General features: G+C 37.6%; 17 protein-coding genes. 8 read left to right on the forward strand and 9 right to left on the reverse strand.

Going from position 1 to position 19,258, the window contains the following annotated elements; translation table 11 throughout:
- Window positions 1-10: 10 nt before the first annotated feature.
- Entirely contained in the window at window positions 11-1,393 is a 1,383-nt protein-coding gene (locus AC1EU5_RS10520) for a DUF1800 family protein (RefSeq protein ID WP_480192346.1), read from the reverse strand.
- A gap of 119 nt (window positions 1,394-1,512) precedes the next feature.
- Window positions 1,513-2,559, reverse strand: a complete 1,047-nt coding sequence (locus AC1EU5_RS10525) for a formylglycine-generating enzyme family protein (RefSeq protein ID WP_480192347.1) — start codon at window positions 2,557-2,559, stop codon at window positions 1,513-1,515.
- Window positions 2,560-2,999: 440 nt separating this feature from the next.
- Between AC1EU5_RS10525 and AC1EU5_RS10530 the strand changes: the two genes are divergently transcribed.
- The 8 genes from AC1EU5_RS10530 to AC1EU5_RS10565 all read left to right on the forward strand — a co-directional run bounded on the left by AC1EU5_RS10530 (window position 3,000) and on the right by AC1EU5_RS10565 (window position 10,633).
- The gene (locus AC1EU5_RS10530) at window positions 3,000-3,827 is read left to right on the forward strand and encodes an SDR family oxidoreductase (protein WP_480192348.1); all 828 of its coding nucleotides are present in this window, start codon (window positions 3,000-3,002) and stop codon (window positions 3,825-3,827) included.
- Between the two features lie 9 nt (window positions 3,828-3,836).
- Complete coding sequence (gene uxuA, locus AC1EU5_RS10535) at window positions 3,837-5,024, forward strand: mannonate dehydratase (protein ID WP_480192349.1); 1,188 nt, start codon at window positions 3,837-3,839, stop codon at window positions 5,022-5,024.
- Window positions 5,025-5,052: 28 nt separating this feature from the next.
- Window positions 5,053-5,892: a 5-dehydro-4-deoxy-D-glucuronate isomerase gene (gene kduI / locus AC1EU5_RS10540; RefSeq protein ID WP_480192350.1), complete on the forward strand. Its 840-nt coding sequence runs from the start codon at window positions 5,053-5,055 to the stop codon at window positions 5,890-5,892.
- A 3-nt stretch (window positions 5,893-5,895) separates the two neighbouring features.
- Window positions 5,896-6,690 (forward strand): gluconate 5-dehydrogenase, encoded by a 795-nt coding sequence (locus AC1EU5_RS10545; protein WP_480192351.1) that lies wholly within the window; start codon window positions 5,896-5,898, stop codon window positions 6,688-6,690.
- Between the two features lie 2 nt (window positions 6,691-6,692).
- A complete protein-coding gene (locus tag AC1EU5_RS10550; protein ID WP_480192352.1) occupies window positions 6,693-7,862 on the forward strand; it encodes a DUF4861 family protein in 1,170 nt (389 codons plus the stop codon).
- 14 nt (window positions 7,863-7,876) lie between these two features.
- A complete protein-coding gene (locus AC1EU5_RS10555) occupies window positions 7,877-8,851 on the forward strand; it encodes a TRAP transporter substrate-binding protein (protein ID WP_480192353.1) in 975 nt (324 codons plus the stop codon).
- A gap of 75 nt (window positions 8,852-8,926) precedes the next feature.
- Window positions 8,927-9,334 (forward strand): TRAP transporter small permease, encoded by a 408-nt coding sequence (locus AC1EU5_RS10560; RefSeq protein ID WP_480192354.1) that lies wholly within the window; start codon window positions 8,927-8,929, stop codon window positions 9,332-9,334.
- A gap of 3 nt (window positions 9,335-9,337) precedes the next feature.
- Window positions 9,338-10,633, forward strand: a complete 1,296-nt coding sequence (locus tag AC1EU5_RS10565) for a TRAP transporter large permease (protein ID WP_480192355.1) — start codon at window positions 9,338-9,340, stop codon at window positions 10,631-10,633.
- Window positions 10,634-10,640: 7 nt separating this feature from the next.
- Here the strand turns inward: AC1EU5_RS10565 and AC1EU5_RS10570 are convergent, their stop codons facing one another.
- From AC1EU5_RS10570 to AC1EU5_RS10600, 7 genes are all read right to left on the reverse strand, one after another.
- Entirely contained in the window at window positions 10,641-11,624 is a 984-nt protein-coding gene (locus AC1EU5_RS10570) for a Gfo/Idh/MocA family protein (protein WP_480192356.1), read from the reverse strand.
- A gap of 18 nt (window positions 11,625-11,642) precedes the next feature.
- Entirely contained in the window at window positions 11,643-13,046 is a 1,404-nt protein-coding gene (gene uxaC / locus AC1EU5_RS10575; protein ID WP_480192357.1) for a glucuronate isomerase, read from the reverse strand.
- 6 nt (window positions 13,047-13,052) lie between these two features.
- Complete coding sequence (locus AC1EU5_RS10580) at window positions 13,053-13,721, reverse strand: bifunctional 4-hydroxy-2-oxoglutarate aldolase/2-dehydro-3-deoxy-phosphogluconate aldolase (RefSeq protein ID WP_480192358.1); 669 nt, start codon at window positions 13,719-13,721, stop codon at window positions 13,053-13,055.
- Window positions 13,722-13,731: 10 nt separating this feature from the next.
- Window positions 13,732-14,778 (reverse strand): PfkB family carbohydrate kinase, encoded by a 1,047-nt coding sequence (locus AC1EU5_RS10585; RefSeq protein ID WP_480192359.1) that lies wholly within the window; start codon window positions 14,776-14,778, stop codon window positions 13,732-13,734.
- Between the two features lie 73 nt (window positions 14,779-14,851).
- Window positions 14,852-16,417 (reverse strand): ThuA domain-containing protein, encoded by a 1,566-nt coding sequence (locus AC1EU5_RS10590; RefSeq protein WP_480192360.1) that lies wholly within the window; start codon window positions 16,415-16,417, stop codon window positions 14,852-14,854.
- 2 nt (window positions 16,418-16,419) lie between these two features.
- Window positions 16,420-17,721, reverse strand: coding sequence for a Gfo/Idh/MocA family protein (locus AC1EU5_RS10595; RefSeq protein ID WP_480192361.1), 1,302 nt, complete (start codon window positions 17,719-17,721; stop codon window positions 16,420-16,422).
- Window positions 17,722-17,843: 122 nt separating this feature from the next.
- Window positions 17,844-19,250, reverse strand: coding sequence for a purine-cytosine permease family protein (locus AC1EU5_RS10600; RefSeq protein ID WP_480192362.1), 1,407 nt, complete (start codon window positions 19,248-19,250; stop codon window positions 17,844-17,846).
- Window positions 19,251-19,258: the final 8 nt, after the last annotated feature.

The following is a 19,258-nucleotide window of genomic DNA, read 5'->3' on the forward strand; positions in this document are numbered from 1 at the left end:
TATTCTCACATCAAACGAGCTGAAATTCAGGAGTTTTAGCGATATAATTAAATAGTCGCAACAATGCATTTTGCGCACCCATACTTTTTGGATCAAAGTCATATTTTAATAAAGTTTCCATGTCTTCTCTAGAAGAGTTGTTCACTTCAAATAACAGTCGATCACACATTTCACTAATAATCTTTTTATTATCAGTAGCTGTATCACTAAGTGTTATTTTTGGTTTGAATTTTACCGGTTTCATCTTTTTAGCCATAACCGCCTTGCCTTTTTTATCAATATTAAAGCCTCTGCACAGTAAATCAACTGTTCTTGTTCTCTGTAGATATGTCTGTGGAGTCAGCCATGATTGACCCCCATCCCATCCTTTTACATTGGGCTGGTTAAAGAGATCCATACTATGTTGTCTTAAAAAAGCAACAATAGCATTCGACCGGACTTCGTTTAATGACAATTCATCCAACAGTTGTAATATAAAAGATAAAGGATCTTTAATCTTAGTACCTGCATTTTCCTTTTCATATTCTTCGGTAAATAGTTTTAGCAAGAATGGACGAATTTCAAAATTTTTCTTTTTAAGAAAATCTCCATAATACTTTATTTGCTCCTCCGAAGGAATATCATAAATAAACCATTTTAAAATTTTCTCGGTAATGAGGTACGGAATGTTATCTTGTTCGAAAATTATATCTACGAGTTCATCTGCCTTGAAATTACCTTTTTTACCAAAGTAGGTGATGATGCTGTCATCTTGTTGTCGCTTCCTGTATTGAGCACCTTTGGTTCCCAATCCAAGCCCAGCCAGCCCTTTTGCACCATTCTTAATATCATTTTCGGTATAGTTTCCGATACCAAGAGTAAATAATTCTAGTAATTCTCTACTTAAATTCTCATTGATCTTACCTTTTTTATTATCGGTATTATCGAGATAGCGCACCATTGCATTACTCTTTACGACTTTCTTTGTCAACTCTCTAAAGTTACCAAATGCATGCTCTTGTAATATCATATGATGTTCATACAACCAATATGTATTTTTAACTTTCTGTGCAGCTGATACGAAGTGATTATGCCAAAAACAAACCATTTTTTCTCTTAAAGGAAAATCTTCAGAACGCATTTTGTCAATCCACCAACTTTTCAACGCATTTGCATTTTGGTATTTCTTTCTAAATGCTTTCTTTTCTTCAGGTGAACCATTTCTATATACTTTTCTGAGTTCACGATATTCTATAAAGGTCTTTGGAAAATCTTCAAGAAATGTAGGAAGGGTTTTGTCAACCTTTGATGTAAAAGATGTTTTTAAGAATTTTGAGATACCATTCTTATCAATCAATGTAGCTTGGCGCGAAGAATACCCAAGACGTAGAGACCATAAAACATTTTTATTCATAACGGGTTATTACATTATTAGACGCTCTAATTTTCAAATAGTTTAAAATCTTTTGTGTTTTAATTTCACTTTATATTGAAAAATTTTTAAGATTTTATTTTATAAAATATCCATTTTTCTTAATGTTTACTTTCTAGCATATCGATGGTAGCCACGGTTCTAAATCCAAGATGTTCTAAACCGGTGTCAATACTAGAGGCCATTCTAGCAGAAATTCTATAACTGGCACAATAGGAATCATGACATAGAAATGAACCGCCTCGTATCGTTTTTTCCTTGGCATATGGATTGTTTGGATTAAATGGCACCTCAGGACCAACCGGGTTCTTTTGTATGTCGTTCACCTGTGCTAACTTTTTGTAATAATTATAGTCATACCAATCTTGAGTAAACTCCCAGACATTACCGGCCATATCATATAAGCCATATGGATTCGGAGGATATGACTTCACAGGTGCTGATCGTTCATGCCCATCCTTATTAGAATTTTCCGTTGGAAAAACACCCTGCCAGGTATTAGCATGACTGTATAATAATGTTTCATCATCTCCCCAAGGGAAAATCATATTTTTTCGTCCACCCCTGGCTGCCAGTTCCCATTCTGCTTCTGTAGGTAATCTTCTGTTTGCCCATTTACAATATGCTTGAGCATCTTCATAGGATACATGAACAACTGGATAGTTCTCTTTTCCAGAAATAGTACTTTCCTTTCCTTCAGGGTGTTTCCAATTGGCACCAAGCTTCCATTGCCACCATTGCGAATAATCATTAAGGTTAATAACTTCACGCGAGTTGCAATGAAATGAAAGTGACCCCGGTTGCAACAGCGAATCATGTGGCTTTTCTACCCCTTCAGGGAGCTGTTTTTTTAGTTCATTCCAGTCTACCTTTCTTTCAGCAGTTGTTACATATCCTGTAGCATCTATGAATTTTTGAAATTGCGCATTCGTTACTTCGGTTACATCCATAAAAAAACCATCAACTGCAATAGTATGAATTGGTTTTTCATCAAAACGTGCAAGCGAATCGGCCAACGCTGCCCCTCGTTCGTAAATCTCACCTGGTATCCAAACCATGTCTTTTGGCGTGTCAATTCCATCAGGAATTTTTGAAAGAACCTCTATTGCTATTTTTGAAGATTCAGTATTATTCTTGCAAGAGAGCATGCAAGCAATTATGACATATATAGCTATATTGAATGTAAAGAACTTCATCAATTTATAAAGATATAATTTATAAAGTGTAATAATTATTTGTCATAGTGAATATCTTCATACTATTACTCATTTTCAATATATAAACTAACTATTCACAAGGCAAAATGTAAAGCGAGAAATCGCATCATTAGTCATGATTACTATTTTACGTAGTTATTTTATTATGATGAAATTAGGATATTGAATGTATTGGACTGTCCTGTACTATAATGTTCAATGGCTCTCTAATAGGGTGTCAGGATTAAAAAGTATCTTGAATACTACGACTTACAAGAAATTTTGTTTGATCTGCATACACATATAACATGATAGGGCAGGATGCCCAACGATATTATGTCTGTTATTTTTAGCAAGCATTTCGTACATTCATAAAAACAATTGAATAGATAATGAATAAAGTTGTTGTATTAACTGGAGCAGGTGGTGTTTTGTGCAGCAGGTTAGCCCTGGCTCTTGGTGAACAAGGTTATAGTATCGCCGTGTTGGATCTGCGAAAGGATGCTGCTGAAAAGGCAGCAGAAGAAATCACCGCCAACGGAGGCAAAGCTATAGGTTTGGCAGCGAATGTTCTTGAGAAAGACACCTTAGTTAAAGCCAAAAACGAAGTAAATAAGGCTCTTGGGAAATGTGACATATTAGTGAACGGAGCAGGAGGAAATCACCCATTAGGGACAACGTCAAAACCATTTTTCGAGCAAAAAGATCTTGAAACCGACTTGGAGGGCTTCAAGACTTTTTTTGATTTAGATCCAAAAGGTATAGAATTCACTTTTAATTTAAATTTTTTAGGAACCCTACTGCCTACTCAAGTTTTTGCTCAAGATATGGTGGGTCGTGAAGGGTGCAGCATTTTAAATATCTCATCAATGAATGCTTTTACTCCGTTAACAAAGATTCCTGCTTACAGCGGGGCAAAAGCGGCAGTATCAAATTTTACACAATGGCTGGCAGTTCATTTTTCAAAAGTAGGTATTAGAGTAAATGCACTGGCACCGGGGTTTTTCTTGACGGAACAGAATAGAACACTTCTTACAAACGAAGATGGAAGTTTAACACAACGCGGTCAACAAATTATTGATCAAACACCTATGGGACGATATGGCGAGCCTGAAGATTTAATTGGTACTACGCTATGGTTGTGCGGAGAAGGTTCAAAGTTCGTTACCGGAGTTGTGATTCCAATTGATGGGGGATTTGCCGCATACAGCGGAGTTTAATAATAGTAAATGAGCTTAACATTAGAACAAACATGGCGATGGTACGGTCCAAGTGACCCGGTCTCCTTATTGGATATCAAACAAGCCGGTGCAAGTGGTGTAGTTTCAGCACTACATCATATTCCTAATGGTGAGATATGGCCTCTTGACGAAATTAAAAATCGTAAATCTGAAATTGAAAATGTTGGTTTAACCTGGTCAGTGGTAGAAAGCGTTCCTATTCATGAGGCGATAAAAACACAATCTGGTAACTATCCAATTTATATTGAAAATTATAAACAGACTTTATTAAACCTGGGAGCTTGTGGAATCGATATCGTATGCTATAATTTTATGCCGGTATTAGACTGGACACGTACAAATCTTGATTATGAGGTTGATGATAGATCAACCGCACTTCGATTTGAAGCCAATGCCTTTGCTGCCTTCGAATTGTTTCTACTAAAACGCCCAGGTGCTGAGAACGATTACACAGAACGTCAAATAAAAGATGCCAAAAGCTATTTAGAAACTATTTCCTCAAAAGACCAGGAAAAATTAATTGGAAATATTATAGCAGGTCTACCGGGCGCCGAAGAAGGATATACATTAGAAGAATTCAACCAAATCTTGTCTACTTATAATGCAATTGGGCCTAAAGAACTTAAGCAGCATCTCTATGAATTTTTGGCAGAAATAATACCGAGTGCTGAAAAAGCAGGTGTACTCATGTGCATTCACCCTGACGATCCTCCGTATCCAATATTGGGTTTGCCGAGGGTAGTAAGCACAGAACAAGACATTAAGGAATTGTATGAAGCCGTCAAAAGTCCAAATAATGGATTGACCTTTTGTACCGGGTCTTTTGGTGTAAGAGAAGATAATGACCTTGTGGGTATGATAAAACGCTTAGGAGATCGCATACATTTTATACACCTTCGAAGCACAAAAAGGGATCAACATGGCAACTTTCATGAAGCGAATCATTTGGAAGGAGATGTCGATATGTATGGTGTTATGAAAGCCCTGATTGAGGAACAAAACTGGAGAAAAAAATCGGGGCGAAAAGATATTCGCATGCCATTTAGACCGGATCACGGTCATAAAATGTTAGATGATCTAAATAAGAAAATAAATCCCGGATATTCTGGGATTGGGCGTCTTCGAGGCTTAGCAGAATTGCGGGGTCTTGAACTGGGTATTAGACGCTCACAATAATAATTAATTGATAGTAAAATAAATATATATGTCAACAATTTTTGAAACACGATATGCATCTGGGCCAAAGGCGGTAAAAGAATATGATACGACTCAACTTAGAAAAGAGTTTTTAATAGATGACTTAATGCAAACCGGAGCCATAAAATTTACTTACACACACTATGATAGATATATTGCCGGTGGTGCGGTTCCGACCTCTGATTTAAAACTGGAAACGATAGATCCGCTTAAGGCAAATTACTTTTTAGAACGTCGCGAGATGGGCATAATTAACGTTGGTGCCTCAGGAAGCATTTCAGTGGATGGAGAAATCTTTACCATTGAGCATAAAGACGCTTTATATATTGGCAAAGGTGCGAAGGAGGTTGTTTTCAAAAGTGATGATGCCAAAAATCCTGCTAAATTTTATATAAACTCGGCACCTGCTCATACATCTTATCCAACAAAAAAAACCAGTTTACAGGATGCCAATAAGATTGAATTAGGGAGCTTAGAAACAGCAAATCATAGAACCGTAAGCCAAATGATTATAGGCGGAATCATAACCACATGTCAATTGCAAATGGGAATGACCGAACTTAAAACAGGAAGTGTTTGGAACACCATGCCTGCCCATGTACATGATCGCAGAATGGAAGTCTATTTTTATTTAGACATTCCGGAAAATCAAGCTGTCTGTCATTTTATGGGCCAACCACAAGAAACGCGTCATATATGGATGCATAATCACGAGGCAGTAATTTCTCCTCCATGGTCGATTCATTGTGGTTCAGGTACTTCAAATTATACATTTATTTGGGGAATGGCCGGTGAGAACTTGGATTATGGAGATATGGATGTTGCACAAATCACAGATTTAAAATAAACGATGTCGTTGGACTTATTTAATATAAAAGGAAAAGTTGCTCTCGTTACAGGTAGCACTCATGGACTTGGAATGGCCATGGCTATGGGATTAGGGAAAGCCGGCGCAACGATTGTCGTCAACGGGAATTCATCTCAGGAGAAAATTAATAAAGCTGTATCTGACTATAAGAATGAAGGTATTCATGCCGTAGGTTATAAATTCAATGTTGCTGATGAACAAGAAGTGATCGATACCATTAAAAAAATTGAAACTGAGGTAGGTCATATAGATATTTTAGTTAATAATGCCGGCATCATTAAACGTACCCCTTTAGCCGAAATGGAGGTCGAAGATTTTAAGGCGGTTTTAGACATTGATTTAGTAAGTCCGTTTATCGTTTCTAAACATGTTGTTAAAGGAATGATGAAGCGAAAGGAAGGAAAAATAATCAATATATGCTCTATGATGAGTCAACTGGGCAGAAATACAGTTGGTGCTTATGCGGCGGCGAAAGGCGGTTTGGTGATGTTAACCAAAAATATGGCAACCGAATGGGCCAGATTTAACATACAGGTAAACGGTATAGGTCCCGGTTACTTTGCTACGTCCCAGACAGCACCTATTCGCGTCGATGGACATCCATTTAATGATTTTATTGTCAATCGAACACCGGCAGCTAAGTGGGGCGATCCAAATGACCTGGCAGGGGCAGCTATCTTTTTATCCTCTAAAGCAAGTGACTTCGTGAATGGACATATTTTATATGTTGACGGAGGTATTTTAGCCACCATCGGTAAACCTTCAAACGAATTGTGATGATGAGAAAAATTATCTCTTTATTAGTGATCTTATGTTCTTTTTCGTGCTCTAAAAGGTCTCAGGAGGATATTTATGTGAAAGTAAAAAATACCTTGGATTCGGACAGAGTATTTGAAACTGTTGAAATAGATATTTCAGATGTCGAATTGAAAAATCACACGCTTATTGTTACAAATGATCAAACAAAGGATACACTTATTTCACAATTGGTTGATTCGAATATCGATGGAAGAGCAGATGTTCTTTTATTTCAACCTAAAATAAGCGCAAATTCGGAAAGTACTTTTAAAGTCATGTTAGCACCAATGTCTGAGGAAAAAGATGTTACCGAAAATGAGCGCTGTTATTCGCGTTTTGTTCCTGAAAGAACTGATGATTATGCCTGGGAAAACAATCGTGTTGCCTTTAGAACGTACGGACCCGTAGCACAAAAAATGAAAGAAGACGGTGTGAAAGGAGGCACGCTTTCAAGTGGAATAGATGCTTGGTTAAAGCGTGTCGAATACTCTATAATCAACAAATGGTATGAAAAATATACCACAGGTACAGGTACTTACCATGAAGATACAGGTGAAGGCTTAGATAACTTTCATGTGGGTGTGAGCCGGGGAGTAGGAGGAGTTGCGGTTAAAAAAGATAGTACTTATTATGTTTCCAAGAATTTCATTACATGGAAGACCATAACCAAAGGACCCATTCGCACGAGTTTTGTTTTGACCTATGCCAACTGGGATGCTAACGGAAACGCCATATCTGAAGAGAAAATGATTTCATTGGATTATGGTAGCAATCTGTCGAAGTTTAAGATCACTTTAGATGGTACCGATACAATCTCTGCCGGACTTACCCTTCATGAAAAAGATGGTGAAATTGGTGTTAATCAAGATAATGGTTGGGTTAGTTACTGGGAACCTCATGACGATTCGGAGTTAGGGACGGCTATTGTGATTCCGGAAAATGCAATGATTGGCTATGAACATTATGTAATAGATCGAAAAGATGAAAGTAATCTTTTCGCTCATATAAAAATCAAAAACAACAAAGCCGTTTACTACGCAGGATTTGGATGGAAAAAAAGTGGTCAGTATACAAATAAAGCAACTTGGGAAGCTTATTTAGATCGTTTTTCGAAGAATTTAAAAAATCCTTTGCTCATTGAGATGCACTAATTAAAAAAGCGATCATGAAATTTAAGAACTTATTAGTACTGATTTTCCTTGCGGGTGTCGTTAATTCTTGCTCTCGAACTGAGGACTCAAAAACTTTGCGCTTGGGTCACGGACTGGATGTCAGTCATTCGGTTCATAAAGCCATGGTAAAAATGGGACAAGACCTTGAGCGTCTCTCCAATGGTAAAATGAAACTTGAAATATACCCGAGTCAACAACTTGGTACAGAGCGGCAATGCCTTGAGTTGTTGCAGATAGGGAGTTTAGATATGACCAAAGTTTCTGTTGGAGTTCTCGAAAATTTTGCACCTAAAATGAAGGTCCTTGGATTACCCTTTTTATTTCGCGATAGGGCACACGCTTTTAAGGTTCTAGATGGCCCCATAGGACAACAATTGCTTAACGATGGTGAAAAGTATTGGTTGAAAGGATTGGCTTATTATGACGCCGGAAGCAGAAGCTTTTACACCAAAAAACCCGTGAATACACCAGAAGATTTGAAAGGACAAAAAATACGCGTGATGGAAAGTGTAACAGCTATGGATATGGTACGAGGACTTGGCGGTTCTCCAACGCCTATTTCTTGGGGTGAATTATACACTGCTTTGCAACAAGGTGTTGTTGACGGTGCTGAGAATAACCCTCCAAGTTTTTACCTGTCAAGGCATTACGAAGTTTGCAAGTATTATACATTGAATGAACATACAGTTTTACCTGATGTATTATTAGCCGGGACACATCTTTGGAAGAAACTATCTAAAGAAGAACAGGGCTGGCTTAAGGAAGCTGTAGAAACATCAGTTGTATATCAACGTAAGCTTTGGTTAGAAGCAGAAAATGAAGCCCTACATGCCGTTGAAGAGGCGGGAGTACAAATTATTCGGCCTGATAAATCACTTTTCTCAGATAAAATTAAAGATTCTTATGATAAGTATAAAGATGACAAATCTTTCTACAATCTTATAAAACAGATTCAGGCTACAGAATAATTAAATGCTAAAAACGAATTCATGCAATTAAGAAAAACCTTAGACAAGATCGTCGCTAATTTTCTGATCATCCTTATGGGAGTAATGGTCATAAATGTGCTTTGGCAAGTAGCCAGTCGTTATATTTTGGGGTCTCCAAGTTCGTTTACGGATGAATTGGCACGTTATTTAATGATATGGATAGGTATCCTTGGGGCTGCCTACGTTTCTGGACGAAATATGCATGTCGCTATTGATGTACTGCCGAGACGCTTCGAACCACCAACTCAAAAGCGCATGATGGTTCTTGTGCGAATATTGATTATTCTTTTTTGTTTGGTGGCTCTGGTTATTGGTGGTTCGAGATTGGTTTATATTACGTATGTATTAGGGCAAAATTCACCAGCGCTTCAAGTACCACTTGCCGTGGTCTATGCTGTCATACCCATAAGTGGTATTTTGATCATTTACTATAAAATCTCCGACAATCTAAAAAAAGAATAGACCATGGAATACATACCAATTCTCGTTTTAGTACTAAGCTTCATATACCTTTTGGCGATTGGAACACCGGTGGCATGGAGTATTGCAATTTCATCACTTTTGACATTGATGGTTAGTATTCCTATTATACCGGCCGCCACTACAATAGCACAGCGAATAGGAACAGGCTTGGATAGTTTTGCCTTGTTGGCTATACCTTTATTCATTCTTTCTGGTGAACTCATGAATAAGGGTGGTATCGCTCACAGGCTCATTGCTTTTGCTAAAACGTTGGTTGGAGCCTTACCGGGTGGACTGGCACTAATCAATATTATCTCTGCTATGCTGATGGGAGCTATTGCAGGTTCTGCTATGGCCGCCGCCTCTGCCATGGGGAGTATTTTAGGTCCGGAAATGGAAAAAGAAGGCTACTCCAAAGAATTCGGAGCCGCTGTAAATATTACTGCTGCTACAACCGGATTGGTCATTCCTCCAAGTAATGTATTAATAGTTTATTCGTTGGCCAGTGGAGGTGTTTCTATTGCTGCCTTATTTTTGGCGGGGTATATTCCCGGTATTCTTACCGGATTATTTCTGATGATAGTAGCCTTAGTATGGGCCAAGAAGAAAGGGTATAAAACGGGTAAGCGTAGTAGTTTGAAAGAAATTTTCAAAACGTTTATTGATGCACTACCAAGTCTTTTTATGTTGGTAGTTGTTATAGGGGGTATCGTAACAGGCATATTTACCGCAACAGAAGCATCTGCAATAGCCGTTTTATATAGTTTTTTATTAGGTCTTTTCTACAAAGAGATTACACTACCTAAAATGCCACAGATTTTACTAAATTCTACGGCGACCACAGCAATTGTAATGTTATTGATCGGTGCTTCAATGAGTATGTCATGGGCATTGAGTTATGAAAATATACCACAGGAAATTAGCACCGGACTTTTGGCATTAAGTGATAATCCCATTATTATCCTACTCATTATAAATGTGCTACTTCTTTTTGTGGGAATCTTTATGGATATGACACCGGCAGTACTCATTTTTACACCAATATTTTTACCGGTAGTTACAGAACTAGGTTTAGACCCCATACATTTTGGAATTATAATGGTTTTGAACTTGTGTATTGGACTTTGTACCCCACCCGTGGGATCTGTACTCTTTGTAGGAGTAGGTATCGCCAAAACATCCATAGAAAAGGTAGTAAAGCCATTACTACCTCTGTTCATAGCCATGATAATTTCACTGTTTTTAGTCACCTATTTCCCGGAGTTGAGTCTTTGGCTACCCAGACAATTCGGTTTTTAAAAATAACTTAATTGTAAATTCTGCCTGATAGTTTCTCCATGGCTTGCATTACTAAAAAACCCTCTTCTGCCGTACACGGATTCTCTCCTTTGCCTAAAAAATAATCAACAACGGCCGTAATCATAGGTTGTTGAATATGTTTGGGATTTTTGAATTTGAATACTTCATCACCCGTTTCGTTTGAAAGATTGACCTTTTCTCCATAAAAAGAAAACCGAATACTTCCTTGTGTACCGTAAATAATACATTCGTCCTTTTGGTTCTTTCTAGCACTAGTAAAATTCCAAACACCTCTAAACTGAAATCCGTTTTTAAAATTAATGATGCCATTGACAATGCTTTCAACAAAATCAAGACTGTTTTCTGAGTGCGAGAATCCTTCAATTTTATCAAAAGGTCCAAAATAATGATACATCAAATCAATTTGATGAGGTGCTAAATCATAGAAATACCCACCTCCTGAAATTTTAGGATTTAATCTCCAGTTGTTCTCAGTATTGGCAATAATAGTTGATTTGTTTGGCTGTAATATTTGTAGGTCAGCGAATAACGGTTTCCCTATGGCTCCTTGTTTTAATAGCTCTTTTACTTTTAAGAAAGCGGGAAGTTTCCGGCGATAGTGAGCGACCGTCAATTTAGCATTACTTTTAGCAGCAGCCTCACAAATAATTGCTGCTTCTGTTGTGGTTAATGCCATGGGTTTTTCTAAATAGACATTTTTATTTTCTTTCAAAGCCTTTAAGGTATATTCGAGGTGTGAAGATGGAGGTGTAGCAATGTAAACAGCATTAATGTCTTTATTTTTTAAGAGTTCATCTGCCGAATCGTACCATTGAGATACTTGATGCCTCTCGGCAAAATCTCGCGCTTTTTCAGCATCTCGACGCATTACTCCTATGAGTTTTGATTGTTCTACTATATTAAAAGCAGGCCCACTTTTGACTTCAGCAACATCGCCACAACCAATGATACCCCAATTGACTTGTTTCACAGGTTTACATTTTTATAATTATTGAAAGTTGAAATAATTCTTGGCATTGTAATAACAAATATCGCTTACAATTTTACCAAGCCATTTTTCATCATTAGGCAACTCTCCGTTTTCAACATCCTTGCCGATAGTATTGCATAAAATACGCCTAAAATATTCATGCCTGGGGAAAGACAGAAAACTACGAGAATCTGTTAACATTCCCACGAAACAGCTCAGTAAACCCATATTTGAGAGCGTGTTCAATTGTTTTTCCATACCATCTTTTTGATCTAAGAACCACCAAGCTGCCCCGAATTGAACTTTACCGCGAGTCGACCCATCATTAAAATTACCTACCATGGTCGCAAATACTTCATTATCTGAAGGGTTCAGATTATAGACTATTGTTTTGCTAAGCTGATCTGTGCTATCTAAAGTATTGAAGAAATTACTCAAGGCACGTGCCTGTGAGAAATCTCCTATGGAGTCAAATCCGGTATCAGGACCTAATTGAGAAAGTAATCTCTTGTTATTGTTTCGCAGAGCTCCTAAATGAAACTGTTGGACCCATCCATACTTATGATAACACTTTGAGAGATGAAGGAGCGTATTCATTTTGAAAAAATGAACTTCCTCATTAGTTAGCTCCTGATGATTTTTTAATTTATTGAATAGCGTCTCACAATCGAATTTGTCAACTTCAAAATGATATAATTGTTCAAAACCATGATCAGCAAGCCTTCCACCGGCTGAATGAAAGAAATTAATTCTGCTTTCAAGGGCAACTAATAAATCGGAATAAGAATCGATCTCGTTTTCAACTGTATATTCCAATTTCTTAAGATAGGCCAAATAAGCTGGTCCATTTTCAACTGCAAATGCCTTGTCAGGCCTGAAGGTTGGAAGCATTTTTATGGAGCTATTCTTCTTTTGAACTGTCAAATGATGCTCAAGGGTATCTGTTGGATCATCGGTGGTGCATAGCACCTCAACCTTATGATGCTTTAAAAGTCCTAAAGTACTATGAGTAGGATCTTGTAGCAATGCAGTTGTCTTATCATAGATATATGTAGCATTTTCAGGGGTTAGAAGCTCATCGATATCGAAATAACGCTTAAGTTCCAAATGTGTCCAGTGATAAAGCGGATTTCTTATGGTGTAAGGAACCACTTCAGCCCATTTTAAAAACTTTTCCTGATCGGTGGCATCACCAGTGATATATTTTTCATCGATTCCAAAGGCCCGCATTGCACGCCATTTATAGTGATCTCCGGCGAGCCAAACTTGACTTATATTTTCGAATACACTGTTTTCAGCAATATCTTTTGAAGGAAGATGGTTATGATAATCTATAATGGGTAGCTCTTCTGCATAGTCAAAGTAGAGTTTCTTTGCAAAATCATTTTGCAGTAGAAAGTCACCTGTGATAAATGTTTTCATGATTTTTTAACTCTTTAACTCTTTGATTAAGGCGAGTGTGCTTCTTACTGTTTTTTCCAATCTTGAATAATCTTTGCTTGCGATGATTTCTTTACTAATGAGCTTAGAACCCATTCCAACACAGGTAACTCCTGCATCAAACCATGCTTTTAAGTTAGACTCTTCAGTGCTGACGCCACCTGTTGGCATTATACTCGTCCACGGTTGTGGGCCTTTAATGGCCTTGACAAATCCAGGACCATAAGTGCTCCCTGGAAATAATTTCACAATCTCACAGCCTAATTCTTCCGCCTTATTTATTTCTGTTAACGAACCACATCCAGGTGACCATAAAACCTTTCGTCGATTACAGACCATTGCGATATCTTCTCGCAACGAAGGTGTTACAATAAAATTTGCACCCATCTGCATAAAAAGGGATGCTGCTGCTCCATCAGTAATTGAACCTACACCCATAACCATACCTGGTAACTCATTAATCGCATACGTATTAAGTTCATGAAATACTTTATAGGCAAAATCTCCCCTAGCAGTAAATTCAAGCAACCTTGAACCGCCGTCATAACAGGCCTTTAAAATTTTCTTACCTAATTCGATATCTGGATGATAGAACAAAGGAACCATACCCTGTTCCTTCATTAAATTTGCCACCTCTATTCTTGAAAATTGTGCCATTCTTTAATTTTTATCTCGCTACTCTACCAGAAGCATCACCTCCCATTAATTTTTCTACTTCCGCTACCGTTACCAAATTGGCATCACCTTTAATAGTGTGTTTCAGACATGAGGCTGCCACCGCAAAATCTAACGCATTTTGATCATCATCTGGATATTTGAGTAAGCCATAAATTAAACCTCCCATAAAAGAATCTCCTCCACCTACTCGATCTACAATATCTGTTATTTGATATTGACGTGTTTCGTACATTTTAGAACCATCATAAAGTACTCCGGCCCAGGTATTATGAGATGCAGAAATAGAACCTCGAAGCGTTGTAATGACTTTTTTTGCTCTTGGAAATTTTTCCATCATTTGTTTACAAACAGACAAAAAGGCTTCTGCTTTTACATCATGGCCATGTTTATGAACATCTAAACCTTCAGGATGAATACCAAAATGCTTCTCAGCATCTTCTTCATTCCCTAAGACAATATCACAATATGAAGTGAGTTCCGTCATTATTTTTTCTCTGACTTTATCGTCACAGTACTTCCATAATTTAGCACGATAGTTTAAATCGGTAGAAATGGTAATGCCTTTGGCACTAGCCATTTTTACGGCCTCTAAACAGGCATCAGCTGCTCCTTGTGATATTGCAGGGGTGATTCCCGTCCAATGAAACCAAGAGACGCCTTGAAAAACAGAATTCCAATCAATCATTCCTGATTTAATCTCAGCGATCGCAGAATGGGCACGGTCATAAACCACTTTACTACCGCGACTTACTGCACCGGTTTCTAAAAAGTAAATTCCTAAACGATCACCTCCATAGACAATTTTATCGACTCCAACACCTCGTTTACGCAGTTCCATCATGGCACATTGACCGATATCATTATTTGGTAGACGTGTCACAAAATCAACTGGAACACCATAATTTGCTAAGGAGACTGCTACATTAGATTCTCCTCCACCGTATACAACATCAAAGCTAGATGCTTGTGAAAATCTTAAAAACCCGGGAGGTGCCAATCTTAGCATAATCTCTCCAAAGGTTACTACTTTTTTCATATTTAAGTTTAAAACGATTATTCAGATTTGGCCTCCATTCAATTAATAGATCGAATTGAATTCTCTGTCGAATTTACAATTGTCTCTGAAATTTTTTTGGGATGGCATTAATATTTTTGATTTGAATATTTTTATAAAATACCTCTGCTCCTTCAGATTGAATCTGAATTTGTCCTTTTGTTAATGGTTCTAGTTGATTTTTAGAATTGAGCATTTTAGAATTATAAAGTACCATAACAACTTTTCCGTTCACAATATGCAGACTAGTGTCTTCAAAACAAATAAGTTCGAGGGTGTTCCATTCACCTTGCGGATTTTCATTATCAAAACCTTTATTGCAATGACCTGGATATTTATTTGTCACACCAGAAAAAGTTTCTTTTGTTCCAGTAGGGGTATAGTCGAATTCTTTAGAACCGCTTTTTTTTATAGATGGAATGTCTATTTCAACATTTTTTAAACTGTAGTAATCTCCTACATCACCTTCTTGAACCTGAAACTCTTGTGACTGCATCCAGACATTCCAAAATTTACGAAAAGGGCCGGTGCAGTGATATAATATACCACTATCTTTTTTACGGTGTAAGCGAGGCTCCCATTTTTTATCTCCCCATTTGAATTCCATTTTTAAATGATAGTTTTTATATTGAGCTTTAGTTGTTAGCGCTCCATAGATCTCACCAGAGATATGTACCATCTGATCATTGCCATCTTTTTTTATAGAGAATACATTTTTAGGATCATTATTGAGGCCTAAGGCGCTTGAATTTTTTCCATCGCTTTGCGGATCAACATTCTTTAGATCTTTTACAGAGGCATGCGGAGCCCCAATAAACACGTCCCAATTTTCGTGTAGACTTTCGGTTAGGAGTGGCGTCCATTTTGTTGATGCTCCAATGACCTCTGATTGATCAGATGCCCAAAGAATACCTTTTTCAATAAGTTGATAAAATCTTTGATCATTGTAGACCTCAATGGTGTGCCCTATTCCTGAATAGAAGACTTTACCACCGTCATAATAATGATACCATATAATAGGGTGATCCATGTTCATTTTTTTTCCTTCGTAAGATGTCTCATCAAGGGAGGCCAGAACGTTCACATGTTTCGCTACAGGCTTTCTAAAATTGTACCATTCATCTTTAAACTGCTCCTTATTATTTAAATGACTTATGGCACTATGCTTTGACTCTTTATTTATTTTTAAGGTAGCTGTCTGAACTTTCGGATGGTTATCGAACGAGGCACCGATCATTTCGTTATACCAGGGCCATTGATGTTCAGTATCTGAAGCCGCATGAATACCAACAAATCCACCGCCCTGCGCCATATAATTTTTTAAACCTTCTTGTTGTAAAGAATCTAAAATGTCACCGGTTGTATTCAAAAAAACAAGTGCATCGTATCTGTTCATTCCATCGTTTGAAAAAAGATCGGCATCCTCTGAAAACACAATGTTCCACTTATTTCGTTGTGCCATTTTTTTTAAAAACGCCTTTCCTGTTGGAATTGATTTGTGCCTAAATTCGGTAGTTTTAGAAAACACTAATACGTTTACGGGTATTTCTTCAGGCAATGTTGATGACATGCTAACGAAAGCCATTAGAAGAAAAAGGACCATATACAGTGGTTTGATCATTCTTAATATTTTCTTTTTTTACGTTTTCTCATCGAATTTGCTTGAATATTTCCAACAAATTCTTCATTTACGGGATCCCAAGTCAGACGGGTATTCAATTCATAGGCAATATTAGCTACATTGCATATAGTGGCTGTTCTGTGGCCCGTTTCCACATTGCAAATTGGTTGCGTTCTCGTCTTAATTGCCGACAACCAGTTTTGATAATGATTTCCTTGCCCCGAAAAAGGTCTTGGTTTCTTAGCTTCCGGATGTGATAAAACAATAGAAGCCGGTAACGATTCTAAAAATTTTCTACTTACATCAAGAATACCTTCTGATCCGATAAATCTTACAGCGTTGCCTCTATTAAAGTCTTCATGAAACATTTCAACACCGTTGGCATAGATCATTTTCATTCCTCTTTTTGCATTCTTATCATTTGGAGGAATAAATTGGGTAGGTCCAGAATTATCCATACCTAAATACCATTGAACAATATCGAACATGTGCGTACCCCAATCGGCTAGTTTACCACCACCAAATTCTTTAAAATGTCGCCATCCGGGATATTCTTTTACTTCTTCGGGCGCTATACTGTTATGGTAAGTAACTAGTGGAGCCGGTCCGCACCATTTATTCCAATCAATACCTTTTGGTAATTTTTCTGATGGCAAATCATAGTTTCTATACGGGTCACCAACACTTACCAATACTTTCTGTATTTCACCAAGTTTTCCGGAGTTAATAATTTCTTTTGCTGTTATAAATCGATTCCATGATCGCTGCATACTGCCAGTTTGAACAATGCGCTTATTTTTTTTTGCAGCACTAACCATTGCTTGCCCATCAGCAATTGTATGCGTCAGGGGTTTTTCACAGAAAACATCTTTTCCGCAATTCATGGCGTCGATAGATTGAATGGCATGCCAATGATCAGGCGTTGCAACAATAACCGCATCAATATCTTTTCTTTTTAGAAGTTTTTGATAGTTCGAATATGTTTTAACACCAGCGTAATTGTGAATATTTCTATTTTCTGAATAGAATTTTTCAACATTTGCTTTAAAATAATCAGTCTTGGATAACCATACATCACTCCCCGCAACAATTTGAGCTTCTGTATTCGATATAAACCTATCTGCTAGAATATTCCCTTGTTTTCCTAGCCCTATGATACCAATTGTTATCTTATCACTCGGAGCAGTAAATCCCTGCCCTAATACATGCCTCGGAATGATACTAATTCCCGCAAAGGTCAGGGCAGAATTCCTTATAAATTTCCTTCTTGAAACTGCAGATGAGCTTGTATTTTTTTTTGGCATGGTAAAAGTTTTAAACTTGATTCCTGTTTACTTGAACATATACAATACTTCTCTTATTCTTAAAGAATTTTATCCCGGGTCAAACCGACAACAGGGTCGTTATGTACGCGCTTATAGTTTTTTCAATGCTTCTGCATTCTTTTGCTAAACACTAAAAATAATACTCCACATAATAGCCAAGCGGGTAATGTTACAAAAGAGAGAAATATATCAAACTGAATTGATATAAAATAAAACAACCCAAAACTAATCGCCCAGGCAAATAGTACGGATTTATTAAATGAGATATTCGCGACTTCTGCATAGTTTTTTATTATTCCGGCTTTTTTATGAAAGAAATGCTCAAAAACAATGATTGCTCCAAAAGGGGCCAGTATAAATCCATACAGCGCAACAAAACCGAGAAGTTTCATAGCAAAAGCAGGGAATAAGCCCGCGATTGTTGCCACTGTACCTGCAATAATGGTAACCCAGAAGGTTGAAACTTTTGGAATAATGGCCTGAAACGCCAATCCCGCGCGATAAATTGTTGGGTTTGCGGTGGTCCAACCAGCCAGCACTACTGCGATGATTCCAAAAATACCGATGGCATTATTTGCCAAGGGTCCTGGTGCAACAGGAGGTGCCTCCCCATTACTTAAAAAAGCTTGTGCCTCGGGTGACTTTAAATACACGGCATATAATAATGCAGCCGCAATCCAAGCCATATAATGTCCCACATACATACCTGCTGCTGTAGTCCAACCTGAACTTTTCTTCTTAGCGAATCTAAATACAGACAAATCCGACATACCTACATGCATGGCTGCATTAGCAAACCAAGACCATATAACAACATGCCAGAATGTAAATTTAATTTGTCCAGGAAACGGTTCTGATCCTTCACCCCAAATATCCCAAAACTCAGAAAAATTAGTAACGCCTAACTGACCCAAAGCTACGACTCCACATGCAATAAAGGCCAACACTATTAATGGCGACATCCAGTTGGCAGCTTTTGATACGGTATCATAGCCTTTTGAAGCAATTAGTGAAATCACAGCTCCTATAATTATAACAATTATTATCCATGTAGGACCATTAGGTGTTGTATCCGTTAGTTTAGGCATTTCCATATCAAAAGGAATTCCAACCGCGGTTGCCGAAACGGTGATCATGGCGCCGGCAAGGAAACAAAAGAGAATACCATTGGCCAAATTATAGCCAATGACTAACTTTTTTCCACATATTTTTTCTAATTGATAATAGAGTGTTAGTCTGTTTTTAACGGCAATTTCTGCGGTTAGGAAACGCCAACTTAGAACGGCTAATAAATTTCCCAATAATAAACCAATAATTAGGTCAAAAGCACTCACGCCAGCCGTTAAAAATAAGGGACCTATCATAAATTCGGTACCTGCGGCATGCTCTCCGGCATACATTCCCAAAAAACTTTTCCAGCTTTTTAACTTAGATTTTGGAACAGGTTCTCTTTCAAATTCTCCTCCTGCTACTTCTTCTATGTCTTCTTCGATATTATATTGACTCATAGGTATTG

This window comes from Maritimimonas sp. 2405UD52-3 (assembly GCF_056591715.1).